Annotated in this window: 18 protein-coding genes; 14 read left to right on the top strand and 4 right to left on the bottom strand. The window is 35.6% G+C overall.

Features of this window, described 5'->3' with window-relative positions; translation table 11 throughout:
• Nucleotides 1-44 precede the first annotated feature (44 nt).
• From LU301_RS07540 to LU301_RS07475, 14 genes are all read left to right on the top strand, one after another.
• Nucleotides 45-2,690 (top strand): EAL domain-containing protein, encoded by a 2,646-nt coding sequence (locus LU301_RS07540; protein WP_305269324.1) that lies wholly within the window; start codon nucleotides 45-47, stop codon nucleotides 2,688-2,690.
• 181 nt (nucleotides 2,691-2,871) lie between these two features.
• The gene (locus LU301_RS07535) at nucleotides 2,872-3,345 is read left to right on the top strand and encodes a chorismate--pyruvate lyase family protein (RefSeq protein WP_305269321.1); all 474 of its coding nucleotides are present in this window, start codon (nucleotides 2,872-2,874) and stop codon (nucleotides 3,343-3,345) included.
• A gap of 461 nt (nucleotides 3,346-3,806) precedes the next feature.
• Nucleotides 3,807-7,001 carry a TonB-dependent receptor domain-containing protein gene (locus LU301_RS07530; RefSeq protein ID WP_305269319.1) on the top strand — a complete coding sequence of 1,065 codons (3,195 nt, stop codon included), beginning with the start codon at nucleotides 3,807-3,809 and terminating at the stop codon, nucleotides 6,999-7,001.
• 207 nt (nucleotides 7,002-7,208) lie between these two features.
• Entirely contained in the window at nucleotides 7,209-8,123 is a 915-nt protein-coding gene (locus tag LU301_RS07525) for a Slam-dependent surface lipoprotein (protein WP_305269316.1), read from the top strand.
• 160 nt (nucleotides 8,124-8,283) lie between these two features.
• Complete coding sequence (locus tag LU301_RS07520; protein WP_305269313.1) at nucleotides 8,284-9,735, top strand: surface lipoprotein assembly modifier; 1,452 nt, start codon at nucleotides 8,284-8,286, stop codon at nucleotides 9,733-9,735.
• A gap of 228 nt (nucleotides 9,736-9,963) precedes the next feature.
• Nucleotides 9,964-10,929: a KpsF/GutQ family sugar-phosphate isomerase gene (locus LU301_RS07515; protein ID WP_370692188.1), complete on the top strand. Its 966-nt coding sequence runs from the start codon at nucleotides 9,964-9,966 to the stop codon at nucleotides 10,927-10,929.
• Nucleotides 10,929-11,462, top strand: a complete 534-nt coding sequence (locus LU301_RS07510) for a KdsC family phosphatase (protein ID WP_305269306.1) — start codon at nucleotides 10,929-10,931, stop codon at nucleotides 11,460-11,462. Before LU301_RS07515 ends, LU301_RS07510 begins: the two co-directional genes overlap by 1 nt.
• A gap of 28 nt (nucleotides 11,463-11,490) precedes the next feature.
• Nucleotides 11,491-12,036, top strand: coding sequence for an LPS export ABC transporter periplasmic protein LptC (gene lptC, locus LU301_RS07505; protein WP_305269303.1), 546 nt, complete (start codon nucleotides 11,491-11,493; stop codon nucleotides 12,034-12,036).
• Between the two features lie 22 nt (nucleotides 12,037-12,058).
• Complete coding sequence (gene lptA, locus LU301_RS07500; RefSeq protein ID WP_370692252.1) at nucleotides 12,059-12,550, top strand: lipopolysaccharide transport periplasmic protein LptA; 492 nt, start codon at nucleotides 12,059-12,061, stop codon at nucleotides 12,548-12,550.
• The gene (gene lptB / locus LU301_RS07495) at nucleotides 12,550-13,290 is read left to right on the top strand and encodes an LPS export ABC transporter ATP-binding protein (protein ID WP_305269297.1); all 741 of its coding nucleotides are present in this window, start codon (nucleotides 12,550-12,552) and stop codon (nucleotides 13,288-13,290) included. The genes lptA and lptB overlap by 1 nt, the downstream gene beginning before the upstream one ends.
• Nucleotides 13,291-13,475: 185 nt before the next feature.
• Nucleotides 13,476-15,872, top strand: coding sequence for an LPS-assembly protein LptD (locus LU301_RS07490; protein ID WP_370692251.1), 2,397 nt, complete (start codon nucleotides 13,476-13,478; stop codon nucleotides 15,870-15,872).
• Nucleotides 15,872-17,158, top strand: coding sequence for a peptidylprolyl isomerase (locus tag LU301_RS07485; RefSeq protein WP_305269291.1), 1,287 nt, complete (start codon nucleotides 15,872-15,874; stop codon nucleotides 17,156-17,158). The genes LU301_RS07490 and LU301_RS07485 overlap by 1 nt, the downstream gene beginning before the upstream one ends.
• A 253-nt stretch (nucleotides 17,159-17,411) precedes the next feature.
• Entirely contained in the window at nucleotides 17,412-20,255 is a 2,844-nt protein-coding gene (rapA, locus tag LU301_RS07480; protein ID WP_305269288.1) for an RNA polymerase-associated protein RapA, read from the top strand.
• A 125-nt stretch (nucleotides 20,256-20,380) separates the two neighbouring features.
• Entirely contained in the window at nucleotides 20,381-20,914 is a 534-nt protein-coding gene (locus tag LU301_RS07475) for a hypothetical protein (protein ID WP_305269285.1), read from the top strand.
• Nucleotides 20,915-20,984: 70 nt separating this feature from the next.
• On the opposite strand, the gene proB is transcribed toward LU301_RS07475, so the two are convergent.
• From proB to cysG, 4 genes are all read right to left on the bottom strand, one after another.
• On the bottom strand, nucleotides 20,985-22,103 hold the full coding sequence (gene proB, locus LU301_RS07470; RefSeq protein ID WP_305269282.1) for a glutamate 5-kinase: 1,119 nt from the start codon (nucleotides 22,101-22,103) through the stop codon (nucleotides 20,985-20,987).
• Nucleotides 22,104-22,120: 17 nt separating this feature from the next.
• Nucleotides 22,121-23,359, bottom strand: a complete 1,239-nt coding sequence (cgtA, locus tag LU301_RS07465) for an Obg family GTPase CgtA (protein WP_305269279.1) — start codon at nucleotides 23,357-23,359, stop codon at nucleotides 22,121-22,123.
• Nucleotides 23,360-23,487: 128 nt separating this feature from the next.
• Nucleotides 23,488-23,994: a tRNA (cytidine(34)-2'-O)-methyltransferase gene (locus tag LU301_RS07460; protein ID WP_305269276.1), complete on the bottom strand. Its 507-nt coding sequence runs from the start codon at nucleotides 23,992-23,994 to the stop codon at nucleotides 23,488-23,490.
• A complete protein-coding gene (gene cysG / locus LU301_RS07455) occupies nucleotides 23,972-25,384 on the bottom strand; it encodes a siroheme synthase CysG (RefSeq protein WP_305269273.1) in 1,413 nt (470 codons plus the stop codon). The genes LU301_RS07460 and cysG overlap by 23 nt, the downstream gene beginning before the upstream one ends.
• Between the last annotated feature and the right edge of the window lie 28 nt (nucleotides 25,385-25,412).

The raw sequence follows: 25,412 nt of genomic DNA, 5'->3' as shown, positions 1-25,412 counted from the left end.
CTTATATAATATGAGATTTAACCTAACTACAGGACAGTTGTTGTATGCGTAATGCTTTATTTACACAAAAATTAAAATTGTCAGAAATTCGGTTGTTAATTGTTGATGATAACCAAGTTCGTTACAATAAGATTGTAGAAATTTTACAAGAACAATCATTGCAGGTTAATGCTTTATTATTAGATGATATTCGTAGTTTTGAAAAACAATTAGCAACATCATGGGATTTAATTATTTTTGGTCGTGCTTATGATTTAAAATTAGAACAAGCATTCCCAATTATTCAAAATAGTATACAACCTGATATTCCTGTATTGATGTTGCGTGATGAAGATTATCACCCAGACCAATATTCTCAATATTTAAACAAAGGTGTGTTTGATATTTTGAATTTGGATTTTACAGCATCAACTTACATGATGTTGGTGCGTGCATTGTCATATAGCCGTTCAATTCAAGCGACTAAACGTTTGAATGAAGAGCTTGAAACTATGCAACAACATGCACAGCATTTAGCTCATGAAAGTAGCAAAGCGATTGCTTTATTGGAAGAGGGGATTCATGCTCAAGCAAATGAAGAATATGTAAAATTGTTTGGCTTTAAATCGGAAGATGATTTGATTGGCTTGCCAGTCATGGACGTATTGCAACCAAAAAATATTCAGCAATTTAAACAAAATTTTAAGAAAATTTCGCAAGGTCAATTTGAGCAAACTGGTTTAGAAATTAGTACCAGTAATCCTAATGCAACACATAGCTATTTGAAATTAGAATATTTTCCTGCGGAAGATGGTGCAGTTCAACTGATTGTTGATACCATTGAAGGCAAAGGTAGTGCGTTGGGCGGTGAAAAAATCCATCCATTATCATCAGCGATGTTGTCAATGATGCGTCATATCAAAAACAACCCAGCAAATTTTAATACTTTAGTGGTGATGGGATTAAAACAATGCCCTGAGGCAATTTTAGAAGCTCATTGGGAAGAAAAGCTAAATTATTTCCGTGAGGTAACTAAATATTTACAAGACTATAATGATGCTACGGTATATCGTATTGATCCATTGACTTATATTACTTTGGTGCAAACTGAATCTCAAGCGGTATTAGATGCACGTTTAAGTAGTTTAAAATCATTACAAAAACCGCAATTATTGACTATAGCTGATAAAACTTTACCATTAAATTTACGTTTAGGTTATCAAGTTTTAACTGAACAACAATACGATGATGAGAGTTTCTTAGCGGTAGTTGGTCAAGCGTACGATACATCATTACCAGAAGCAAAAGTACAAGCCAATGATGATTTCTTAAGCTTAATTGAAGAAACGCCTGCACCTGTGGCTACCCCAGTGCCATCTGTTGCGTTAGAAATGGATATAGAGCCTGTTGTAGCACAAGTGAATACACCAGTATCAACGATTGGTGATTTAGATTTAGACCTTGATTTAGGTTTAGAGACAGATATTGCAACTTCTGCTCCAGTGATTGAACCAGTAACAGCGAATCCATTAAATGATTCATTGGACTTAGACTTATCATTGGATATTGCACCATTAGATACACCAGTCGTTCCATCGGCTCCTGTAGGTAGTGATTTGGGCTTAAGTCTTGAGTTAGAGCCGATGACAACATCGGTGGCTGAACCTAGTTTGTCTTTAGAAATTGAACAACCTGAAATACAGTTAGATGGTTTATCATTACAACTTGATGAACCTGAAACAACTGCACCTACAATATCTGGTTTGTCATTAGAGATTGAGCAGCCAAGCATTGAATTAGCATTGGATAAAGTAGAACCAGTAGTCGAACCTGTTGCAGTACAAACTGTTGAAATAGAGCCTATTGCTCCAACAGCTCCTATTGTTGAGCCTATTGCACCTGCTACAGTGGGAACACCTGTACCAATGATTAAACCTACTACATCATCAAGTGCAGATTGGTCGCCGATGTTGAAGAGTTTACAACAAAATTTACAGCATGGTTTAGTTTCATTGCGTTTCCAACAATATTATGATAAAGATGATAGTATGATGTTTACTTATGAAGTATCATCATCATTTATTTATGATAATGCGTGGAAAGATTTAGTTGATATGCCAGACTTGAATGAAGCTCCAGAGTTGTCAATTGAATTAGACCGCTGGATGGTAATTGAAGCAAGTAAGCAATTACATAATTTTGTAACACAATATCCAAATTCACGTATTGTGGTAAATTTAAATCAGCACATTTTAACCAATCCACAATTTCCAGAATTAGTAGGGAAATTGGCGAAAATGATTGGCGGTCAGCAACAACGTCCATTAGTGTTGCAATTCTCTGAAAAAGCGTTAAGTGAAAATGTAGGTATTTCGCAACACTATATTGCAGAGTTGAAGAAACAAGGTGTTGATATTGCGGTGCGTGGTTTCGGTACATTATTGTTAAGTAAGACGATTTTAGAGCGTATTCCAATGGATATTATTGGTTTACATACAGATTTCAATAAACAAGTACATGACACGAATGGTGCGGCAGAGTTACAAGAGAAGATGAATGAATTTAAGGAAATTTGTCCAAATGCAAATTTTGTATTACATGATTTAGATGATATGAATTCATTTGCAAATGCTTGGAATGTTGAAGCACGCTTTATTAAATCTGCATATTTCCAAAAGAAAATGGATAATTTAGTGATGCAAACTCAATAATATTTAGATTAATTTAAAAACCTATTTATTTACAATGTTTTAGCAGGGTAATAAATAGGTTTTTTGCTTATGATTTATTTATATTTTTATTTTAGATGATTATGAATAATTTAACAATTTGGGTAGATGCTGATTACTTACAACAAACTATTCAAAAGCAATTAACAATGGTTGCTATATTATGAATAAATTAGCTATTCCTAAGCATTTACAGTCGTGGCTATACGCACAAGGCTCATTAACTAAACAATTAACACAATTAGCACAAGGGCAATTTGCTGTACAATTACAAGCGGAATATTATCAGCGTTTAACTTTACAGGATAGTTTATGGTTAGATATGCCATATCATCATGTTGCATGGGTGCGTGAAAGCTATTTGTTAGGAGTAAATCGGCAAGCTTGGGTGCAAGCTAAAAGTATTTTTCCCATTTTAAGTATGCAGACTCATGCTCGCCGATTTAAAACTTTGAAACATCGTCCAATGGGACATTTGTTGTTTTCTCGCTATGTGCCGAGTGATTGTCAGCGTCGTATTATTCAATTAGAGCAAGGATGGACAAGACAAAATCGTTATATTTGGCGAAATAGTTGTTTTATTGTACAAGAAACATTTTTACCTGAATTTGAACAGTTTATTTTAAAGTCAGTTTAGGTTTAACTTATCATCACTTATTGAAAATAAAAATATATTTTAGTAGCTTCAATAACAACTTAACAAGTTGGAATTTATTTCTTTATGAAATTTAATTTTAATAACGCTATTCTTAACTTAAAATCATAATATATTGATATGATTTAAAATATTCAAATTTGTATAGGTGGATAATCATTATACCATCAGAAAAAAATCAATAACTTAATATGAGTTGATAATGACTTTTTATAGTCGATTTATATCAGAACAATAACAGCAAATGTAGGGGTTTATTACATAAACCCTTTGTAAAATCAATTACTTGGACGAATATAATTCGCCCCTACTGTCCAGTTATAAATTGAATTTACTATAATTAAAAAAATAACAAATGGTAAAAAAAATATTGCAAAACTTAATATTTTTATTATAATACTAATAATATTAATTATCATTTATCCTATTTTTAAAGGTGTCTTATGCTGAAAAAACGTGTGAAGAACAGCAAAGTTGTAGCTGTATTATGGAAAATGTCCGCATTAGCGTTAGCGATTGCGATGAGTCATTCTGCATTTGCTAATACAGAAAATAGCACCGCAGTACAGGCTGAAGAGTTACCAACCATCGAAGTTACTGCGGAACAAGAAACTCGTTATGAACAGGGTAAAAAAGAACAATTCAAAGAGAATATTGTTAGTATTTACAAAGAAAAAGAAGAAGTCGAACGTTATAAAGGGGTAAATCCAGCTGATTTATTGAGCGGTGTGGCAGGCGTACATAGTAGTGATTCACGCAATAATGGGGCGATTTCTCCCAATATTCGTGGTCTACAAGGCGAAGGGCGTATTCCTGTTGTAGTTGATGGTACACGTTCTGAATATACCGTGTATCGTGGTTATTCAGGGGTCAATAACCGTACTTATGTAGATCCAAACTTAATCAGCGAAGTGCGTGCCTATAAAGGAGCAACTGAGCTGAATCATGGTATGCCATTAGCGGTTGGCGGTGCGGTAATGCTCAATACTATTGATGCTAAAGATGTGCTTATTGATGGTAAAAATTGGGGGGTAAGTGTCAAATACGAAACCAATAATAACTCGGTAAAACCACGCTATCCAAAAATTAACTATGGCGAACGCTTTGATGAAGGTGAAAATTTTTGGACATTATTTGGTGATGCTAATCCACAACTTTATACACCATTGAAAAATAGTGGTAAAAATAAATTTTTTGATGATTATGCCTTGCGTTTTGCTGTTGCAGGAAAAAATGATTTAACCGATGTGATGGTCGCTTATAGCAAACGTGAACAAGGGAACTACTTTTCAGGCTCACGCAATGCGAGCGATTATTATACTAAATTCGGTAAAACGGATAACAGAGATGATGATGATGTGATTAATTTTGCAGAAATTATGCCACCAAGCTATGAAGTGCCAAATACAGGCAGTAAAAATGAAACTTGGCTACTTAAAAATAATTGGCATTTACCAAAAGGTCAAGAAATTAACCTAAGCTGGCGTAAAAGCGATATACAATATGGCGAAGTAATGAATACACGCTCTGTCTATTCAGAAATCATGAAAAATGTGTTCGATTATGGACCAAATACAACCATTGGTGTGCAATGGACACCTGCTATCGTTGAGCAAAATGCAGGGCGTATTGACTATAAAATCAATCCAGAGCAAAACCGTTGGCTGAATTTAAAAACCAGTGCATGGTATAGTAAAACTACGAGCCATAATAATAGTAGTGGTGCACCGATTGCATTACCAAGAGGGGCTGATGCTATATATGAGCAGGATTTTGCAAAAATGTTACTTGCTTCAGGCTGTTTAAAAAGTGATGGTTATGTTTTGCAAACAACATCTTTTGATTTATCTTGTAAAATTAGTCAAGCTCAGTTAGATGAGATACGCCAAAAATATAAAGAAAAAATGGGGCATGATTTAAATCCTAGCGTAACAGAAATTGTTAATTCTGCTTTACATTTGGTGCGTAATAAACAATATGGTTTTGATTTAAGTAATAATTTCCAGTTAAAAGATAATTTAAATTTAACGCTAGGCTATAATTTACATCGTCAGAAACAAACTGCTTCTATGTCTCCGATACCGCAATTCTGCTATACTGGGTTTAATGCTGATGGTCAATGTGAATGGGGTGATAATATTTCTTCCTATATTTTTCCACCGAAAGCAGGCGAACGAGATGAGCATAGTTTTTGGACGCATTTAAACTGGCAAGCGACGGATAAACTCAATATTCAACTGGGTGGGCGTTGGGGTAAAGCCAGCTTAGAGGATACTTTTTTACAAGAAAAAGTAGCTAAAGGCGAATGGAAACACCCTGAAATGAATGAGTTTAAATGGTATTCAGTACAGTATAATCCAACTGAAGAAGAAAAAGAGACACTATTTGATTGGTTTGCTTTATCTAGGAAATGGGGCATTTGGGATATTGAGGATGATGATGAGAGAGAAGCAAAATTTGATGAATTAAATGCTTTTATTGCCAAAAATCTTGAAGATTATAAAACAAAACATGGCTATGATGGTTATAGTGTACGTACAAATAATAGAGATGATTTCTTTTATAGAGGTAATTATAAATGGTATGCCGATAAAAATGGGCGTTTTTCAGCAGAAACCGCTCCCTATAATCAAACACATTTAATTAAACGAGAAGGTGAGTTTTTTTCGGGGGGTGTAGGTGATGGGTTATGGGGCGAGGGCTTTAGACTTGCGGATTTGGGTAAACGCAAATATAAAGGTGAGTTTGACCCTTCTATTTCGATTAGTTATGCGTTTACACCGTATAACCGTATTTATGCACGTTATAATCAAGTTACACGCTTCCCTTCGATGTATGAAGGTTTAGCAGGTTTTTCACAAAATCCGTATAAAATTGATCCAAATAGTTGGGGTAAATTGCTCATTGATTATTTAGAGCCTGAAGTGGCTAAAAATTTAGAAGTAGGCTATGTACAAGATTTAACCCGTTGGCTACCAAATTGGAAAAATGCGGATATTAAATTGAACTATTACCGCAATCGTTTAACCAATGTGATTGACCGTAACGAAAGTGCTTTATCGAACTTTTTTACGCAATATGAACGCTTAGATACACAAGGCATCGAGTTACAAGGGCGTATGGATACAGGTAAAGTATTTGCTGATATAAGTTATAGTTACTTAATGAAGAGTGAAATGTGTGATGCACGAGCTCAGATAAAATTAGGTAAGTTGTACAAATATGACCCAAATACGAGAACTTGTTTTACAGGTGGTTTTCCTAATGGCTATTTGCGTGGAGCGATTCCGCCAAAGCATTCTGTTAGCTTAAGTGTAGGTTCACGCTTTTTAGATGACCGTTTGGTGCTTGGTAGCCGTGTCAGCTATCAAAGTAGTGCAAATTTCAAAAAATTGAAAGCTGAATGTCAAGGTGTGATTGCATGCTGGGGAGATACTCTCAATAGAGGAACTGGTAGTGATGTATGGAAATCTTACTATACAGTTGATGCCTATATGGACTATAAACCTATGCCGAATTTAAAATTATCGTTGATTGGTACAAACTTAACTAATGTATATCACCCAGATGCATTAACACGTACGGTTTTCCCAGCACCGGGGCGTACTTTTAAATTAGGTATTGATTATAAGTTTTAATTTGCTCGCTTAGTGTAGAGAATGGTAAGACTGTAACAGGGCTTGCCATTCTTTTATCATAAAAAAATACCAAATAGTAAAAAAATTGAAAAAAGTGCTTGCAATCAATTTTAAAACGCTGTATGATTTAAGTATAAACTTAATGATAATTAAAATCATTAAGTTTATATTTAAATTTAAGATTAATCTTTCAATGGAGTAAACTCTATGAAAATTCAACAATTAGCGGTGGCAGTTGCCATCTCAGGTTTCGCGGTTGGTGTAGCTCATGCTGGTGTAGTAGGTCATTCAAGTAATGAAGCTAAAGTACGTGTGGGTGCAGTTGGAGATGCTATTATTGTAAACGGTGAAAAATTTGAGCCATCACATAAAGCAGACCAAATTGGTAATTCAGGTATTGCCGTTATTAATACCACTAATGGCTCTCAGGTTAATAACAAATTTGTAGATATTGCAAATTTACGTGCAACAGCAGAACGAACTACAACTCGTGTTGTGATGAATGTCGGTGGTCAAGATTCTGCTGGCGTGGTTCAGTTGGATATGAATAAATGGGTTAAATTACCACGAGTACCAGACCATTCAACTTTAGGTAAATTCTCTTATAAAGAATTACCAAACAATGTTTACTTTGGCGAGTGGCACCAAGCAAGTACCACATCAGCAAGCGATAAAGACCGTACCGTATATTATGTGGGTAAAACTGATGGTTTAAGTGTGCCAACAACAGGTACAGCAACCTATAATGTCGTGGGTATTAACCAATATAATGGTCAAGTCGGTAATGTGTGGAATGGTTGGACTGGTAACTCTACAACTGCAGCAGCAAACAATTTATTGACAGGTACGTTAAAAGCTGATTTTAAAGCTAAAACTATTGCAGGTAATTTAAACCGTGCAGTGAATGGCGGAGCGAATGTTACCAATACTTTAAGTATTGATGGTTCATTTAAAACTAGAAATTTAGGTGAAATTACTGGTAAAGCGGTTGCGAATGGTAAGGTTGAAGGAGACATTAAAGGTCAATTCTTTGGTACAAATGCAGCTTCTGTGGCAGGTGTAGCGACTTTTGGTGGTGCAAACAGCAAATTTGATACAGCCTTTGGCGGTAGCAAACAATGAGTTGTTATAGGGCATTAAATAGTAAAAACTCCTAAATTTAATTTCAATTTTATGTTAATAAAATTTAATTTAGGAGTTTATTGTGCAAAATTTAACATCATGAGATTGTTAGGAATAACCGCTTAACAATCTTATTTATATTTTAAAAGATGAGTGGAATATGAACAAAATAGCTGTGTGTGTATTGAGTTGTTTGATGACAGTTAATGTTTGGGCAACTGATGAGCAAAATCGCCATCAATTAGAACAACAATATAAACTCACGCAACAGCAACAACAAGAACAATTATTATCAGGCACAGAAGTTTTAGATAAAATCACAGCAATAAAAAATCAAAATCATGTGGAAGACAATGAGGCAAGTTTAACACAGGCGATATTTATAGCCATTAATCAACAAGATTGGCAAGATTTAAATCATTATTTACAGCGTTATCAGCAATTAGAATATTATAGCCCTGTGATTGTTTATTTTTCTAAAGGAATTTTAGCGAAATCAAAACGTGATTATAAACAAGCTGAACACTATTTTAAAACCATGCTTGAATATGATGTTGATTTTACACGAGGGCGTTTAGAATTAGCTCGCATTTTATTTGAAAATCATAAAAATGAAGAGGCGAAACAGCATTTTCAAGCGATTTATCCGCAGTTACCTGAACAAATTCAAGAAGTTATTGATATTTATTTACAAGCGATTGCACAACGTTTTCAATGGCAAGGATCTATTGCAGTCGGTATGAGTTATAATAATAATGTTAATCAAAAATCAGGTGGTTCACAATGTTATACACAATTTATCATCAATGGGCAACAAATTTGTACACAATTACGTACTGCAGAATCCGCTGTGAGTGATGGATTATGGACATATAATGCGACAATCGCTAAACATATTCCATTGCATGAGCAACATTCATTGTATTTTAAAACCTTAGCGTATGGTTCAATTTATGATACTGAATCAAGCCAAAGTCAGCAAACGGTCAATACTGCATTGGGCTATAAATTCCAAAATGCAAAACAGAGTTTGAATCTTTATCCCTTTTATGAACATTATCGTCATTCAGCACAATCAATGTATGATGCTTATGGGTTAGGAGTCGATTATAATAATCAACTTAATGAAAAAATAGGATTAAATTTACAAAGTGAATATCAAAAGAATAATTTTAAAAACAGTCTTAATAAAGAGTATTATAATGGCAATATTTTTACAACTTATTTAACATTCAGTTATCAACTTTCGCCTAAAACATTAGCTTTTATGGGGGCAAATTATGCTGATAAAAATATCAATGATGATACTAATTCATTTAAACAATATACTGCTCGTTTAGGGGCTTATCATGTGTTTGATAACCAATCTAATTTAACAGCTTTGGCGATGTTTAAACAAACAAATTATCAAATGGAAAATGTATTGATTGACCCAAAACCTGCTCGAAATAAGGAGCAAAATTATATTTTATCTTATGCCATGCCAAATATGAATTTTAAAGGATTTTATCCTGTATTAGGCTATAAATATAGCAAAATGAAAAGTAATATTTCATGGTTTTATGATTATGATGCACATGAAGTGAATATTAAACTACAAAAAACATTTTAATAATATAGTCGATTTATATCAGAATAATACAATAAATGTAGGGGTTTATTACATAAACCCTTTGTAAAATCAATTACTTGGGCGAATATAATTCGCCCCTACTGTTCCATTTTGAATTGAATTTACTATAATTATGTTAAATTCACATCATTACTACAGATTTTAACCAATCATAGTGTAAGATATGCTAAAATAAACAATATTTTAGTCTGAATGATGATGAATCCGATGAATTATCAAACCATTGCTCGCCAAACTTTGGCAATAGAACAAAAAGCGTTGCAAATTTTAGCTCAACAAATTGATGAGCGTTTTTACCGTGCTTGTGAGATTTTATTTAACTGTCAAGGGCGTGTTGTGGTAACAGGAATGGGTAAATCAGGACATATTGGACGTAAAATGGCAGCCACTTTTGCATCTACAGGAACACCATCATTTTTTATGCACCCGGGAGAGGCTGGGCATGGTGATTTAGGAATGTTAGTAAAAGGTGATGTATTGATTGCGATTTCTAATTCAGGCAAAAGTGATGAAATTATGATGTTAATGCCACTTATTAAACGTTTGGGTGTGCCATTAATTACCATTAGCCGTGATGATAAAGGACCTATGCCACAAAATGCTGATGTGGCTTTAACATTAGGTGAGTCAGAAGAAGCCTGTCCATTGGGTTTAGCACCAACATCAAGCACAACTGCAACATTGGCTTTGGGTGATGCTTTAGCTGTAGCTTTATTGGATGCACGAGGTTTTACTGCTGATGATTTTGCTCGTTCTCATCCTGCTGGTGCATTGGGTAAGCGTTTATTATTACATGTAGAAAATTTAATGCATACAGGTGAGAGTTTGCCTAAAGTTAAACCATCAACGCCACTGAATGAAGTATTATATGAAATGAGTGCTAAGCGATTAGGTTTAACCACAGTGGTTGATGACAATGATGTGTTATTAGGTATTTTTACCGATGGTGATTTACGTCGTTTAATTGAACGTCAGCATGGTTTAAGTGTTGATATGCCTGTTCAAGATGTGATGACACAAAATCCTTATACCATTGGTCAGCAATTGCGTGCAGTGGAAGCTTTGGAGCAATTACGTGATAAAAAAATTAATCAATTTATTGTGGTTGATGAACAGCGTAAAGTAATTGGTGTGATTAGTATGCACGATTTAATTCAAGCAGGAGTAAGTTAATGATTTCTTTTCCATTATTAGAGCGTGCAAAACATATTCAAGCCTTAGTTTTAGATGTTGATGGGATTTTAAGTGATGGCTTTGTAACTTTGACGAATACAGGTGATGAAATTAAATCATTTGATATTCGTGATGGTTTAGGCATGAAATTGGTACAAAAAGCAGGCATAAAAGTAATTATTATTACAGGGCGTAAGAGTTATATTGTTGAAAAACGTATGAGTGATTTGGGGGTTGATTTAGTCTTTCAAGGGCGTGAAGATAAAGGCGTAGCACTGAAAGAGGCGTGTACAAACTTAGGTCTACAACCGAGTGATTGTTTATATATGGGTGATGATTGGCCAGATTTATCTGCTTTTGCGATTGCTGGTATGAAAGTAACAGTACCGAATGGTCATAGTGAATTGCGTTATCGTGCAGATTTTGTTACCCAAGCCTATGGCGGACGTGGGGCAGTGCGTGAAGTATGTGATATTTTATTGACAGCTAAAGGTGAATATCAACGTTTACTGAATGAATTTTTAAAAGTGTAGAGCGTAGCGTTAGGTCATGATATTGAATATGGAACATAAATTGCTATATATTGTTGCCATCGTGGTGGCAATATTAAGCGGTAGTTACTATTATTTTGCGGGTAAACGTGCAAAATTAGAGGTAAAACAGCCTAGTAACTTCATGTATTCTGCTCAAAATGTACAGGTCATGAAAAGTGATGAACAAGGACAGTTACAAATGCGAGCTATTATTGATAATTTACAACAAGATTTAAAAACAGAGCAATCGCAAATGACAAATATTACTGCTACAATGTTTAAGCAGGGTCAAGAAGATACAAAATTTTTTGCTAAAACCGTCAATGGTTATGACAATAACCAAAAAGTGATTTTATCTGATGGGGTGGTTGTAACTAAAATTACACCACAAGGCGATATGCAACTCACAACTGCTGAATTAACTGTTTATCCTAAACAAAAACGTATTGAAACGACACATCAAGTCTTAGTACAATCCAATCATGCCATGTTTAGTAGTCAGGGGCTATCTGCTGACTTAAATACAGGTTTATATGAATTTTCTAGTATAAGAGGTCAATATGCACCAGAATAAATCTTTGGTAAAAATTTCGGTTATGGGGCTATTATTGGCTACCACAAGTACAGTTTTTGCAATTCCATCTGACCGTAATCAGCAAATTACTTTGTCTGCTGACCGTGCGACTTATAATGACAAAACAGGGGTAACGACTTATTCAGGTAATGTTGTCATTCAACAAGGGACATTAAAAGTACAAGCGGATTCTATCGTCGCTCATTTAAATGCTAAACGTGAAATTAGTAGTATAACAGCAACGGGTCGTCCTGCAAAATTCCAACAGCAAATCCATGTTGAAAAAGGAATTGCTCAAGGTCAAGCACAAAAGATTGTTTATAATGCATCAACAGGTATTATTACTTTATCTGGTGGTGCATATCTTAATCAAGATGGTGCAATTATGCGTGCAGAAACCTTACGTTATAGCATGAATAAGGGAGATGTTGAAGCAACAGGCTCTAAATCAGGTCGTGTACAACTTGTTATTCCGCCATCAAGTCAAAAATCCTTTCCAGGAGCAAGAGACTAATGCGTGAAAGTCGAGTACAGACTTTAACCATTCGTCATTTGGCAAAAAACTATAATAAGCGTTGGGTGGTTAAGGACGTTTCATTTGAAATGCAAAGTGGACAAATTGTCGGTCTACTTGGTCCAAATGGTGCAGGTAAAACCACAAGCTTTTATATGGTTGTGGGTTTGGTGCGTATGGATAAAGGTTCAATTTTCTTGGATAATCAAGATATTTCAGCTTTAGCTATGCATGAACGTGCCCAACAGGGGATTGGTTATTTACCACAAGAGGCATCGATTTTCCGCAAATTAACCATTGCGGAAAATATTATGGCAATTTTAGAAATGCGTAAAGATTTAAATAAAGTCCAACGCCAACAGCAATTAGAGCAGTTATTGGCAGATTTTCGTATTACGCATATTAAAAATTCGCTAGGTATGAGTGTATCTGGCGGTGAACGTCGTCGTGCTGAAATTGCTCGTGCATTAGCAGCGAATCCTAAATTTATGCTCCTTGATGAACCTTTTGCAGGTGTAGACCCAATTTCTGTAGGTGATATTATGGATATTGTCAAAACACTGAAACAACGTGGTATTGGTGTGTTGATTACTGACCATAATGTGCGTGAGACTTTAGCAATTTGTGAGCGTGCTTATATTGTGAGTGAGGGTGCTGTGATTGCGGAAGGTTTGCCAGAGGAAATTCTTGCCAATGAAACTGTTCGCCGTGTATATTTGGGTGAAGATTTTAAAGTTTAGGGTTTATGGGGTAGAGTAAGATGATAAAATTTCAAATGAATCGTCTAGCAGTGACAATAATGACACTTTGCTCAAGTTATTCATTGGCTTATGCACAAGAGAATGCAAGTGTAGAAATTGAATCAGTTGGTAAAGTAGGATTGGTATCGGTTAATCAGGTTGATGAACCTAAACCATTAGAACAAATGGTAAAAACATCAGCTGAGCAAGACAAACTACAACTAGACACCGAGACTCAACAACAAATTGAGACTAAAGCTCCACAGGTCAAACCAATTGCACCGCAAAATGAACAATATGCAGGACAATCATTTTTTGAACGTTATTATCAGCCTAATAGTGAATTACAACAATATGTTGATAATAAAAAATTAAAGCATTTTAATCGTTTTTGTCAGGGAACTTGGGTTACGCCTGTCTCAGCAAAAACACCGACTGCTGATTTAGAAGATAGCGAAACGATTATTCATGCAGATTATGGTTATTATAACCCTATTGGCGATTCTGAATTAATTGGCGATGTACAAATTGAGCAGATGGGTCGTAAAATTCGTGCTGATAAAGTTACCATTGATCCAACACAAACTTATGCTACTGTACAAGGTCGTGTAGAAATGGCTCAAAATGGTATTGTAGCACAAAGTGATAGTATTCGTTATAACTTAAAACAACAAATTGGCGACTTGGAAAGTAGCTATTATATTAGTGAGCAAACACACGCACATGGTTACGCAAAAAAGATTTCTCGTCCAAATACGCATGAAGTAATTTTACAAGAAGCAAGTTATTCAGCCTGTGCACCAAGTAAATCGCCAACATGGAAAATTAAAGCCAAAGAAATTAAATTAAATCAGGAAACAGGACGTGGTGTTACTAAAGGTACTAAACTGTATATTAAAAATACACCTGTGATATCAGTTCCATATTTTAATTTTCCGATAGATGATAGACGTACGACAGGTCTTTTAACACCTAATTTTGGTTATACGAATAATGGTGGTGTACAAATTGCTACGCCTGTGTATTTAAATTTAGCACCAAATTATGATGCAACATTAACACCACGTATTATGACGGATAGAGGGGTTATGCTTGATGGAGAATTTCGCTATTTGACAGAGAATTTTGGTGGCGGAAAGTTATGGGGAGGTTATTTACCATCTGACCGTAAATATGGTGAAAAACGTGCAGATTTTCATGCTTTACATTATTGGAAAATTAATCCACAATTTGACTTATCAGGCGAGTATAATTATGCGTCAGATAAAGACTTTTTCTCTGACTTAAGCCAAAATACCAGTACACATACTGACTTAAATTTACGCCGTGCATTACGTTTAAATTATGCTAATGGTATTCAAGGTCTAAATGCCCAGCTTAAAGTAGAAAGTTTCCAGACTTTAGATAAAGATGTGAGTGATGATAAACGTCCTTATGCTCGTTTACCACAATTTTTACTGAATTATGTGAAAGGGAGTGATATTAAAGGTTGGCAATTTGAATATGATAATGACACCGCTTATTTTAAGAAAAATGTGCGAGATATGTCAGCCATTGAAACCAGTGGTACACGTTTTTATAATAGTTTAGCATTACGTTATAATTATCGCCAGCCTTATGGTTTTATTGTGCCAAGTATTGGTGTAAAAAGCATTAATACATGGTATGATCGTGATAGTTTGAATAGTCGTAATCTTGCTAAAAATGATAATAATTCGGTAGTTGTACCACAATTTACGCTAGATATGGGCTTAAACTTTGAAAAGCAAGGTAAGTTTTTACAGCAAATTTCGCCACGTGCTTTTTATGCTTATTCAGGCTATAAAAATCAAACAAATAACCCAAATTTTGATACTACAACAGCATCTATTAATTATGACCAGTTATTTAGCTCTACACGATTTTATGGACATGACCGTTTAGATGATAATAATTTCTTAAGTTTGGGCGTGAATTATCGTGTGTTTGATGAATTAGGCTTAGAACGTTTGCGTGCTGGTATCGGTCAAAGTTTCTTTTTTGAAGATCGCCGTGTTACCTTGCGTGATGTAGAAACGGAACGTCGCACAGGTCCAATTGTAAGTGTAGGTAGCCAGTTTACAGAAAATCTGTCTATGAGTGCCAATGCCGCATGGACTTCTTCTGGTACAAATGCACAACGTGATATACAAATTTATTACACAGGCGATAAAGGTAATTTATATAATTTAGGTTATTTTAATCGTCAAGAAATACAAGGTCGTCAAACTGCTTATGACCAAGCCATGTTTTCATTTATTCAGCCTGTAAAAGATAACTGGCGAATAGTTGGTCATGTACAATATGATATTGATAACAATGTATGGCGAGATATGCTTGCAGGGGTTAATTATGAATCATGTTGTTGGGGCGTATCTGTTTATGGACGGTCTTATTATAATGATTTAGATGATCCAAACTCGCCAGATATCAAAGCAAATCGTGCAATCATGGCAGAGTTTACCTTAAAAGGTTTAGGTGGCTTTAATAATAAATTTAACAGTTTATTAGAAAGTCGAGTATTAGGTTTTAACAAAACGAATCAGATGTGGACACAACGCTAATGAAAAAATTAATGCAGAATACATTTAAAGCAACTGTACTGGTTGCTATGATGGGGTTGAGTACGACTAACTTTGCTCAAATAAATGATAGTATTGTTGCCGTAGTTGATGATGGGGTTATCTTACAAAGCGATTTAAAAAAAGGCGTTGAACTCTATAGTAAGCAACTACAAGCACAGGGTGAAACAGTAGCTAATCAACTGATGTTACAACAGCGTGTATTAGACCAACTGATTTTACGTCAAGCACAAAAAAATTTACTGAAACGTTATGGCGTGAAAGTGAGTGAGCAAGAGCTCAATACAGCAATGCTAAATATTGCTAAACAAGCAGGTGCAAATAGTTTAGAAGAGTTTCAACAACAAGTTGATGCTAAACAAGCTAATACTTATGCAAGTTTGCGTGCAGGTTTAGCAGAAGATTTAGCTATTCAGCGTTTAAGTCAGCAAATGGTGATGTCTCGTATCAAGATTAGCGACCAAGATATTGATAATTTTTTAAAGTCTCCAGCAGGTCAAGCATCGACTGGTAGTCAATATCATGTGGTACATTTACGTATAGCAGGAGATAATGCTCGTACAACAGCAGAGCAAGTGCAACAACAATTGCAACAAGGGCAATCGGTACAAAATATTCGTCAGGCATATAGCCATATAGCCAATCAAGTTATTGCTCAAGATTTAGGTTGGAAAGAGTTATCAGAAATTCCAGCAGAGCTTGCGGTGCGTGTGAGTTCTTTACAAGCTGGTGGAGTGTCGGAGCTGATTCAAGGACAAGATGGTAGTGTGCATTTGGTAAAAGTTTTGGATCGCCGTGCTGGAGCTGAAAAGCAAATTGTACCACAATATCAAACACGTCATATTTTAATTCAACCAACAACAATTGTAAGTCAGCAAGATGCTAAACATATGATTGATGTCTTGTATCAGCGTGCGGTAAACGGTGAAGATTTTGCTACATTAGCATCAACTTTTTCTACCGATACAGGTTCTGCCCGTGATGGTGGTAGTTTGGGGTGGGTCAATTTAGGTACAATGGTACCTGAGTTTGAAGTGGTGATGAAAAGTACACCAGTGGGTCATGTTAGTCAGCCTTTTCAAACCCAATTTGGTTGGCATATTTTACAAGTAACAGATACTCGCCAATATGACATGACAGAAGAAAATCAACGTAATATGGCACGTCAAATTTTAGGGGATAGTCAATATCAAACTGAAATGGAAAATTGGTTGCGTGAAGTACGCTCAGGTGCTTATGTTGAAATTAAAGATGAGCGTTTTAAATAATCATCATTAATGAAAAGAAAGGAGATGTATATCATCTCCTTTTTTACTGCAAATAAGTAAAGTTATCACATTGAATTAATTAAGCATTTAATTTAAAAAAGATAATATAAAAAATGATGTAATATGATGGATTGTGTTATAATAAAATAATAAAGATACTCACTTGGTGATAAGTCATAAAACCATAAATAATGATTGTGTACTGTATATGTGGATTTTATGATATTATTATGTTTTCCATACTATAAATAAGGTGAAAAAATTGCAACAATTTGCTATTGGTCAGCGTTGGTTGTCTGATACTGAGACAGAATTAGGATTAGGTGTAGTGATTGATACAGATGAGCGTTCTGTGAGCATTCTATTTCCCAAAAGTGAGGGAACACGAGTTTATGCTCGCAATAATGCACCTTTATCGCGTATTATTTTCCATATTGGCGATGAAATTACAGACCAAGAGCAAAATGTATGGCTAATTGAAGATACTGAAAATGTTGCAGGCGTAATGCGTTATCATGTGATTCGGTACGATGAACAACAACGTGCCGAACGTAAAATATTAAATGAAACCCGTCTAGGTGCTCATATTCAGTTATCAAAACCGTTAGACCGTTTATTAGCTAGCCAAATTGATTTTAAAGATTGGTATGATTTACGCCTAGAAGTGATGGCAATGCAAGGACGAATGCATCACAGCCCGCTAAAAGGTCTAGTTGGAGCAAGGGTTGGACTAATTCCACATCAATTATATATTGCACATGAAGTTGGTAAACGTTTTGCACCACGTGTGTTATTGGCTGATGAAGTAGGATTGGGTAAAACTATTGAAGCGGGATTGATTATTCATCAACAATTAAAAACCGGACGTGCTGAACGGATTTTAATTTTAGTACCAGACTCATTACAATATCAATGGATGATAGAGATGCGTCGCCGTTTTAATTTGAATTTTTCAATTTTTGACTTAACACGTACAGCAAGTATTCGTGAGCACGATGAAGAAACCAATCCATTTTTGACTGAACAATGTATTATTGCGAGTATTGATTTATTATTAGACCATGAAGATTTAAGAGAACAAGCCTTACAAGCAGGTTTTGATTTGTTGGTGATTGATGAAGCCCATCATTTAATGTGGAATAGTGAAGATGGAGGCAATGACCGTTATCAATTGGTTGAACAATTTGCCCAACAAACTGCAGGTGTACTATTATTGACTGCAACACCTGAACAATTAGGGATTGAAAGTCATTTTGCACGTTTACGTTTGCTTGACCCACAGCGTTTTAATGATTTAGAACAATTTTTAGATGAAGAGGCACAGTATCAACATACCGCTAAAATTGCAGAATATTTAATCACAGATTTGCCATTAGAAGAGCATCATTTTGAAGCATTAGAACAATTATTAGGTTATCGTTTGGCTGAAGATACACCAGAACATCGTTTGCGTGCTATTCATGAAATTTTAGACCGACATGGTACTGGGCGTGTATTATTCCGCAATACTCGTGAAGCAATTCAAGGTTTTGCAGGGCGAGATTGTCAGCCAGTAGCATTGACCATGCCTGAAGGTTGGAATACCACAGGTAAGTTGCGTGAACAAATGTGGCCAGAAGAATTACAACTTGATGGTGCATGGTTGGAAACTGACCCTCGTGTCAATTGGCTATTAACAGAGCTTAAAAAATCACCATTAAAACATAAAAAAGTATTATTGATTGCACGCAGTGGACCTGTGGTTGAAGCCTTAGAAAGCGTATTACGTTTACATGGTAATATTCGTACAGCCATGTTCCACGAAGGGATGAGTTTATTAGAACGAGACCAAGCATCTGCCTATTTTGCTGAAGAAAGCTATGGAGCACAAATTTTACTCTGTTCAGAAATTGGCTCAGAAGGTCGTAACTTCCAATTTGCCAGTGATTTAGTGTTATTCGATTTACCTGCGAATCCTGATATTTTAGAGCAACGTATTGGGCGTTTAGACCGTATTGGACAAAAACATCGCATTCAAATTCATGTGCCTTATGTGATGGGAACGGCTCAAGAGCGTATGTTCCGTTGGTATAATGAAGGCTTAAATATTTTTAATCAAATTTCACCAACAGCTCAAACTTTGCAAGAAAACTTTATTGCTGAATTAAAAGATTGTTTATTAGCCGATAAAGGTCAGCAATTTGAAGATTTATTGGAAGAAGTTAATGTACAGCGTCAAGCTTTAGAAGCTGAATTGCACGATGGGCGTGATAAATTATTGGAATATAATTCATGTCGTCCTGTAGTTGCAGGTAATTTGGTTCGTTTAATGGAAGAGCATGATGAGCATAGTCTATTGCCACAATTTATGAAACGCTTTATGAATTCGACCAATATTGATTATGAAGAGCAGAGTAATGGTACGTTGATTATTAAACCAAGCGACCAAATGCAAGTACAAGGACTGGACATTAACGAAGATGGTATGACAGTAACTTTTGACCGCAAACAAGCACAAATTCGTGAAGATGTACAATTTTTGACTTTAGAACATCCATTTATTGAAAGTGTGATTGAAGTGATTTGCACACAAGGTTTTGGTAGTACTAATGTTGCATTATTAAAAACCAATGCTTTAAAAGCTGGTACTTTAGTCATGGAATTATGGTTTAAAGTGAATGTCATTGCACCAAAAAATCTCAATGTACATGGGGCATTAAGTCGTCCATATATTCGTGTATTTTTACATGAAAATGGGCAGGATTTATCGGAAAAAATTCAATCACAAATGTTAAAACCATGTATTAGCCATTTAGATAATAATAGTTGTCGTCAGGTGGTGAAAGCTCGCCGAGAAATTATTGAACAACGTTATGAACAAGCATTGATATTAGCACAACAACATCTACCGCAAATTAAAGAGCAATCAAAGACTAATTATCAAAAACGTTGGCAATTTGAGATTGACCGCCTTAATCATTTAAAACAATACAATCCAAGTATTCGTCAAGATGAAATTGACCGTTTAATTAAATTGCAACAAGAGGGTATAGAAGCACTCAATCAAATGACGGTTAGCCCTGATGCGATACAACTTTTAGTGGCAGTTAAGCCTTGATTGAATAAGTTCGGTCATTGTAGTAGATGAGTTTTATGTAAGGGCAAAAAAATTTTGCTCTTACAATAATTGGCTAGGTCATGAATTTAACTGTACGGAATGAATGATAAATAGGATTAACATTCGTGAAACAGCATATTAAAATTGCTTTTATAATTTACATAGTATTTGCTATATTTTTCCTTATGAAAGAGAAGTATATGGATGTATTTATAGCAACAGATATGTTTGTTTTGTCTATTCCTTTTATATGTCTTAATGCTTTTCTTAATTCTGGAGATAAAAAACCTGAGGATAGAAATCAATCCATAGACATGATGTTTACACTTATTATGTGTATCATCTGTATAATTATATTTGCTTTGTCTTTTAAAGCAAGTGATATTTTATTGGGTCATGTATTTCAAGATAAACCTAGACAAGAGTTTTGTGGTGTGTTTAAACAAGAGTTTAGTACTGGGCAGGGTAAAGGCAAACGTACATATTGGGCAATAGAAAATTCTCAAACTCGACAAACGATTAATTTCCCTAAAAATAGAGATTTTTTCCATGATTTTTATCGTTATGGAGATAGAGTTTGTATAATTTATGCTATTGATGAACGTTGGCTTGAGGTTCCTTATATTTATTCTTTCTCTAAAGATTTTAGTCGTAATTAGTAGTAAATAATCAATAAGAGCGAAAAAAATATTCCGCTCTTACGTAGCAATTTATACTATGAAATAATAATCAATAAATCGCCATATTATTACGATGAATCATTTCTAAAGAACGTGTTTCACCTAAAACTTGCAACACTTTATCTGATGCTAGACCTTTAATCATATCGGCAGATTCAGAACTAAAATTCACACGTCCAACAGCAATACGCACACCTTTTTGGTCGATACACTCTACCACATCGCCACGTTCAAAATGTCCTTCGACTTTAATCACACCTACAGGCAATAAACTACGATGTTGTTGTTTAATCGCATTTACCGCACCATCATCAATCATAATTCGTCCAGATGTTTGTAGATGTGCAGCAAGCCATTGTTGATGAGCGGTAATTCTATCATCATCAGCAGTAAATAATGTGCCTATCATTTCACCAGATATCAAACGTTTTAACACAAACTCACTTTCACCACTGGCAATCAAGGTTGGACAACCCGAACGTGCTGCTAAACGAGCCGCACGCACTTTAGTAATCATACCGCCACGCCCAAGCAAACCACCTTCGCCTGCCATATCAAAGAGTGTATCGTCCATTGCTCGCACGGTAGAGAGTAGTTTTGCATTTGGATTTTTGCGTGGGTCACTATCAAACATGCCTTGTTGGTCTGTTAAAATAATCAATAAATCCGCTTGCGTTTGTCCAGCAACCATTGCTGATAGGGTATCATTATCACCAAAACGCATTTCTTCAGTCGAAACAGTATCATTTTCGTTAATGACTGGAATCACACGCCATTCAATCAACTGATGCAAAGTATCACACGAATTAAGATACCGTCTGCGGTCAGCCAAATCATCATGAATGAGTAAAACTTGAGCAGTTTGAATATCGTATTGTGCTAATGCACTCGACCATGTTTGAATAAGCCCCATTTGTCCAATAGCAGCACAGGCTTGTAAGCTAGCTAAATCAGTTGGGCGTTGCGTTAAATTCATACGCACCATGCCTTCTGCTACTGCACCAGATGAAACTAGAATAATATCATGCCCTTGTTGATGCAATTCAGCAATTTGCCCTACCCAATGATTGATAATCTCCGTGTCTAAACCTTGACCATTTGCCGTTAATAAGGCTGAACCAATTTTAATAACAATACGCTTACACGCTGAAAAATCACGTTGTAACATAGATTTATCCCTAGCTATTAACGAACATAAATGGCTTCAACATCATCAAAATCGTCATCGTCAAAATCATCAACATCATCATAGTCATCAACATCTAAACCTGCATTGAGACGTTGTTCACGCTGTGCTTTACGCATTTGACGATAGGCTTCTTTTGCCATGAGCGTTTGTTCTCGTGTTTCAGCTTCGAGCTGTTCACGGAATGCTTTCATTTTTTGAGCATATTCGGGGTCTTCTTGCTCAAGTTCTTGTTGTTGTTCAATTTGTTCCATCAAATAATAGACAACATCTTGTGTACCTTCAGCCAATAAACCTGAGGTTTTAAATACTGCACCTTGCCAATTTAATTCATCAAGCAAATATTGACACCATTCATCACGGCTTTCTTCGCTAATTTGATCGAGTTTATTTAATACCAATACCATTGGTAATTTTGCCAATGTTGGTGAAAATTTTTCCAATTCTGCCATAATCGCTTTGGCATTATATACAGGGTCAGAACCATCAATCGGTTGTACATCAACAATGTGTAATAAAATGCGTGTACGAGCCAAATGTTTTAAAAAGCGAATACCTAAACCAGCACCATCAGATGCACCTTCAATCAAACCCGGAATATCCGCCATGACAAAAGAACGATGTCTATCCACATCAACCACACCTAAATTTGGTACCATTGTGGTAAATGGATAATCAGCAACTTTTGGTTTTGCCGCACTCACCGCACGAATAAAGGTTGATTTTCCAGCATTTGGCATACCAAGCAAGCCGACATCTGCCAAAACTTTTAACTCAAGACGAATTTCTCGATGCTCGCCTTTAAATCCTGTGGTACATTTGCGTGGTGCTCGGTTGGTTGATGATTTAAAATGAATATTGCCTAAACCGCCATCGCCACCTTTGGCAACGAGAATTTTCTGTCCGTGCTCTACCAAATCGCCAATAATATCACCGCTATCCATATCGACAATGGTCGTGCCAATTGGTACTTCTAGGATAATATCTTCACCGCCACGTCCTGTACAGTTTGCCCCTGCACCATTTTTGCCACGTTCCGCACGATATTTACGAGTATAACGAAAATCGACTAAGGTATTGGTATCTTCATCGGCAACCACATAAATGCTACCGCCTTTACCACCATCACCACCATCTGGTCCACCAAAAGGAACAAATTTTTCACGGCGGAAACTGGCTACGCCATTGCCACCATCGCCAGCTTCTACACTGATTACTGCTTCATCAACAAAACGCATTACCAATCTCCGACATCTAAACAATAAAAATATTAGCCGAATATTATGCCATATTTTTAGGTTAAAGTATGATAAAAATACATCATTATGACAATGATTATTTTATTTTGTTCGTATTTTACCCAATATTAACAATGATTTTGAAATCCTTGTTGTCGCCATGCTTCATAAACGATAATTGCGGTGGCATTGGATAAATTTAAACTACGAGAATGCTCAGTCATTGGTAAACGTATCCAATGTTCTTGCGGAAATTTTAAGCGGATATGTTCAGGCAAACCACGTGTTTCAGGACCCATGAGTAGGGCAATTGGTTGATTTAAATTGAGTGTATAAGGTGTATTATAACCTTTGGTAGTTAAAGGGAATATTTGATTGATACTAATATTCTGTGTAGCTAAATCTGCCAAACAGTCATCAAAATGTTCCCAAATTTTTATTTGAGCATATTCATGATAATCAAGACCTGCTCGTTTCAGTTTTTTATCATCTAATTCAAAACCTAAGGGCTTGATTAAATGTAATTTTGCACCTGTATTGGCACATAAGCGAATGATATTGCCAGTATTACTTGGAATTTCAGGTTCATATAAAATAACGTGAATATGTGGATTAATGTACGGATGTTGTGTCATGTGAATGTTGCCAATTTAATTGTTGGTGTAATTTTACCACTTCGCCAATAATGATTAAAGTCGGTGCTTTAATTTGTTGTTGTGCTACTTTATCGGCAATATCTGCTAAAGTACCAATCACAATTTTTTGTTCAGGTGTTGTGCCTTTGGAAATTAAGGCAATTGGCATATCTGCTCGCTGACCGTGTGCAATCAGTTTTTGACAAATTTGTTCTAATCCAACTAAGCCCATATAAAGAACAAGTGTTTGATTTTCATAGATTAATTCTTGCCAAGGTAATTCAGGTGAGCCTTCTTTTAAATGACCTGTTAAAAAGCGTACACTTTGTGCATAATCACGATGAGTTAATGGAATACCTGCATAGGCGGAACATCCTGAAGCTGCGGTAATCCCCGGTACAATTTGGAAGGGAATATGATATTGCATTAAATGCTGAATTTCTTCACCACCTCTCCCAAAAATAAATGGGTCGCCACCTTTAAGACGGCACACACGTTTACCTTGTTGAGCATAATCCACTAATAATTGATTAATATCTTGTTGGGGAATAGTATGCTGACAGCGAGCTTTACCTACATAAATTTTTTGAGCATCACGGCGACATAAGTCTAAAATGGGTTGTGAAACAAGGCGGTCATAAATAATCACATCGGCTTGTTGCATTAAACGTAAAGCTTTAAGAGTTAATAACTCTGCATCGCCTGGTCCTGCACCGACTAAATAAACTTCGCCTTGTGGAATTGTCCAATCATCTAATGCTTGTTGCATGGCATGATTGGCTTGTTCGATTTGACGGTTAAATACCATTTCACGAATTGGGCTAGCGTAAATATTTTCCCAAAAAATACGGCGTTGTTCTGGATTTTCAATTTTTTGTTTGACTTGTTGTCGCCATTGTCCTGAAAAATCAGCTAATAACCCCATTTCTTGTGGAATAGACATTTCAAGTTGTGTACGAATTTGTCGAGATAATACAGGTGATGTACCATTACTCGCAACAGAAATCACCAACGGTGAGCGGTCAATAATGGCAGGAATCATAAAACGACAATGGGGAACATCATCTACACTATTGACTAAAATATTCTGTTGTTCACACGTTTCAAAAACTTGTTGATTGGTTTGAGTATGATCTGTTGCAGTAATAACTAAACGATAATGGCGTAAATTGGAATATTGTTGTAAAAAATCAGCAAATTTTTGTTGATAATGATGACCATTGCTTTGTTTAATCAGTTCGGCTAATTCTATATTGATTTTTGGAGAAACAATATCAAGAATAGCACCAGCTCGTACTAAAAGCTGTGCTTTACGATATGCAATTTGACCACCACCAACAATTAAACAGCGTTGTTGTTGTAATTTGAGAGAAATCGGAAAAATATCCAAAATATATACCTATCATAATGATAAAAAA

Origin of the sequence: Moraxella sp. ZY210820 (assembly GCF_030674635.1) — a bacterium.
In the GTDB taxonomy this organism is placed as follows: Bacteria; Pseudomonadota; Gammaproteobacteria; order Pseudomonadales; family Moraxellaceae; genus Acinetobacter.
The sequence above is the reverse complement of the archived record's forward strand: the minus strand, read 5'-3'. Positions and strand labels throughout refer to the sequence as shown.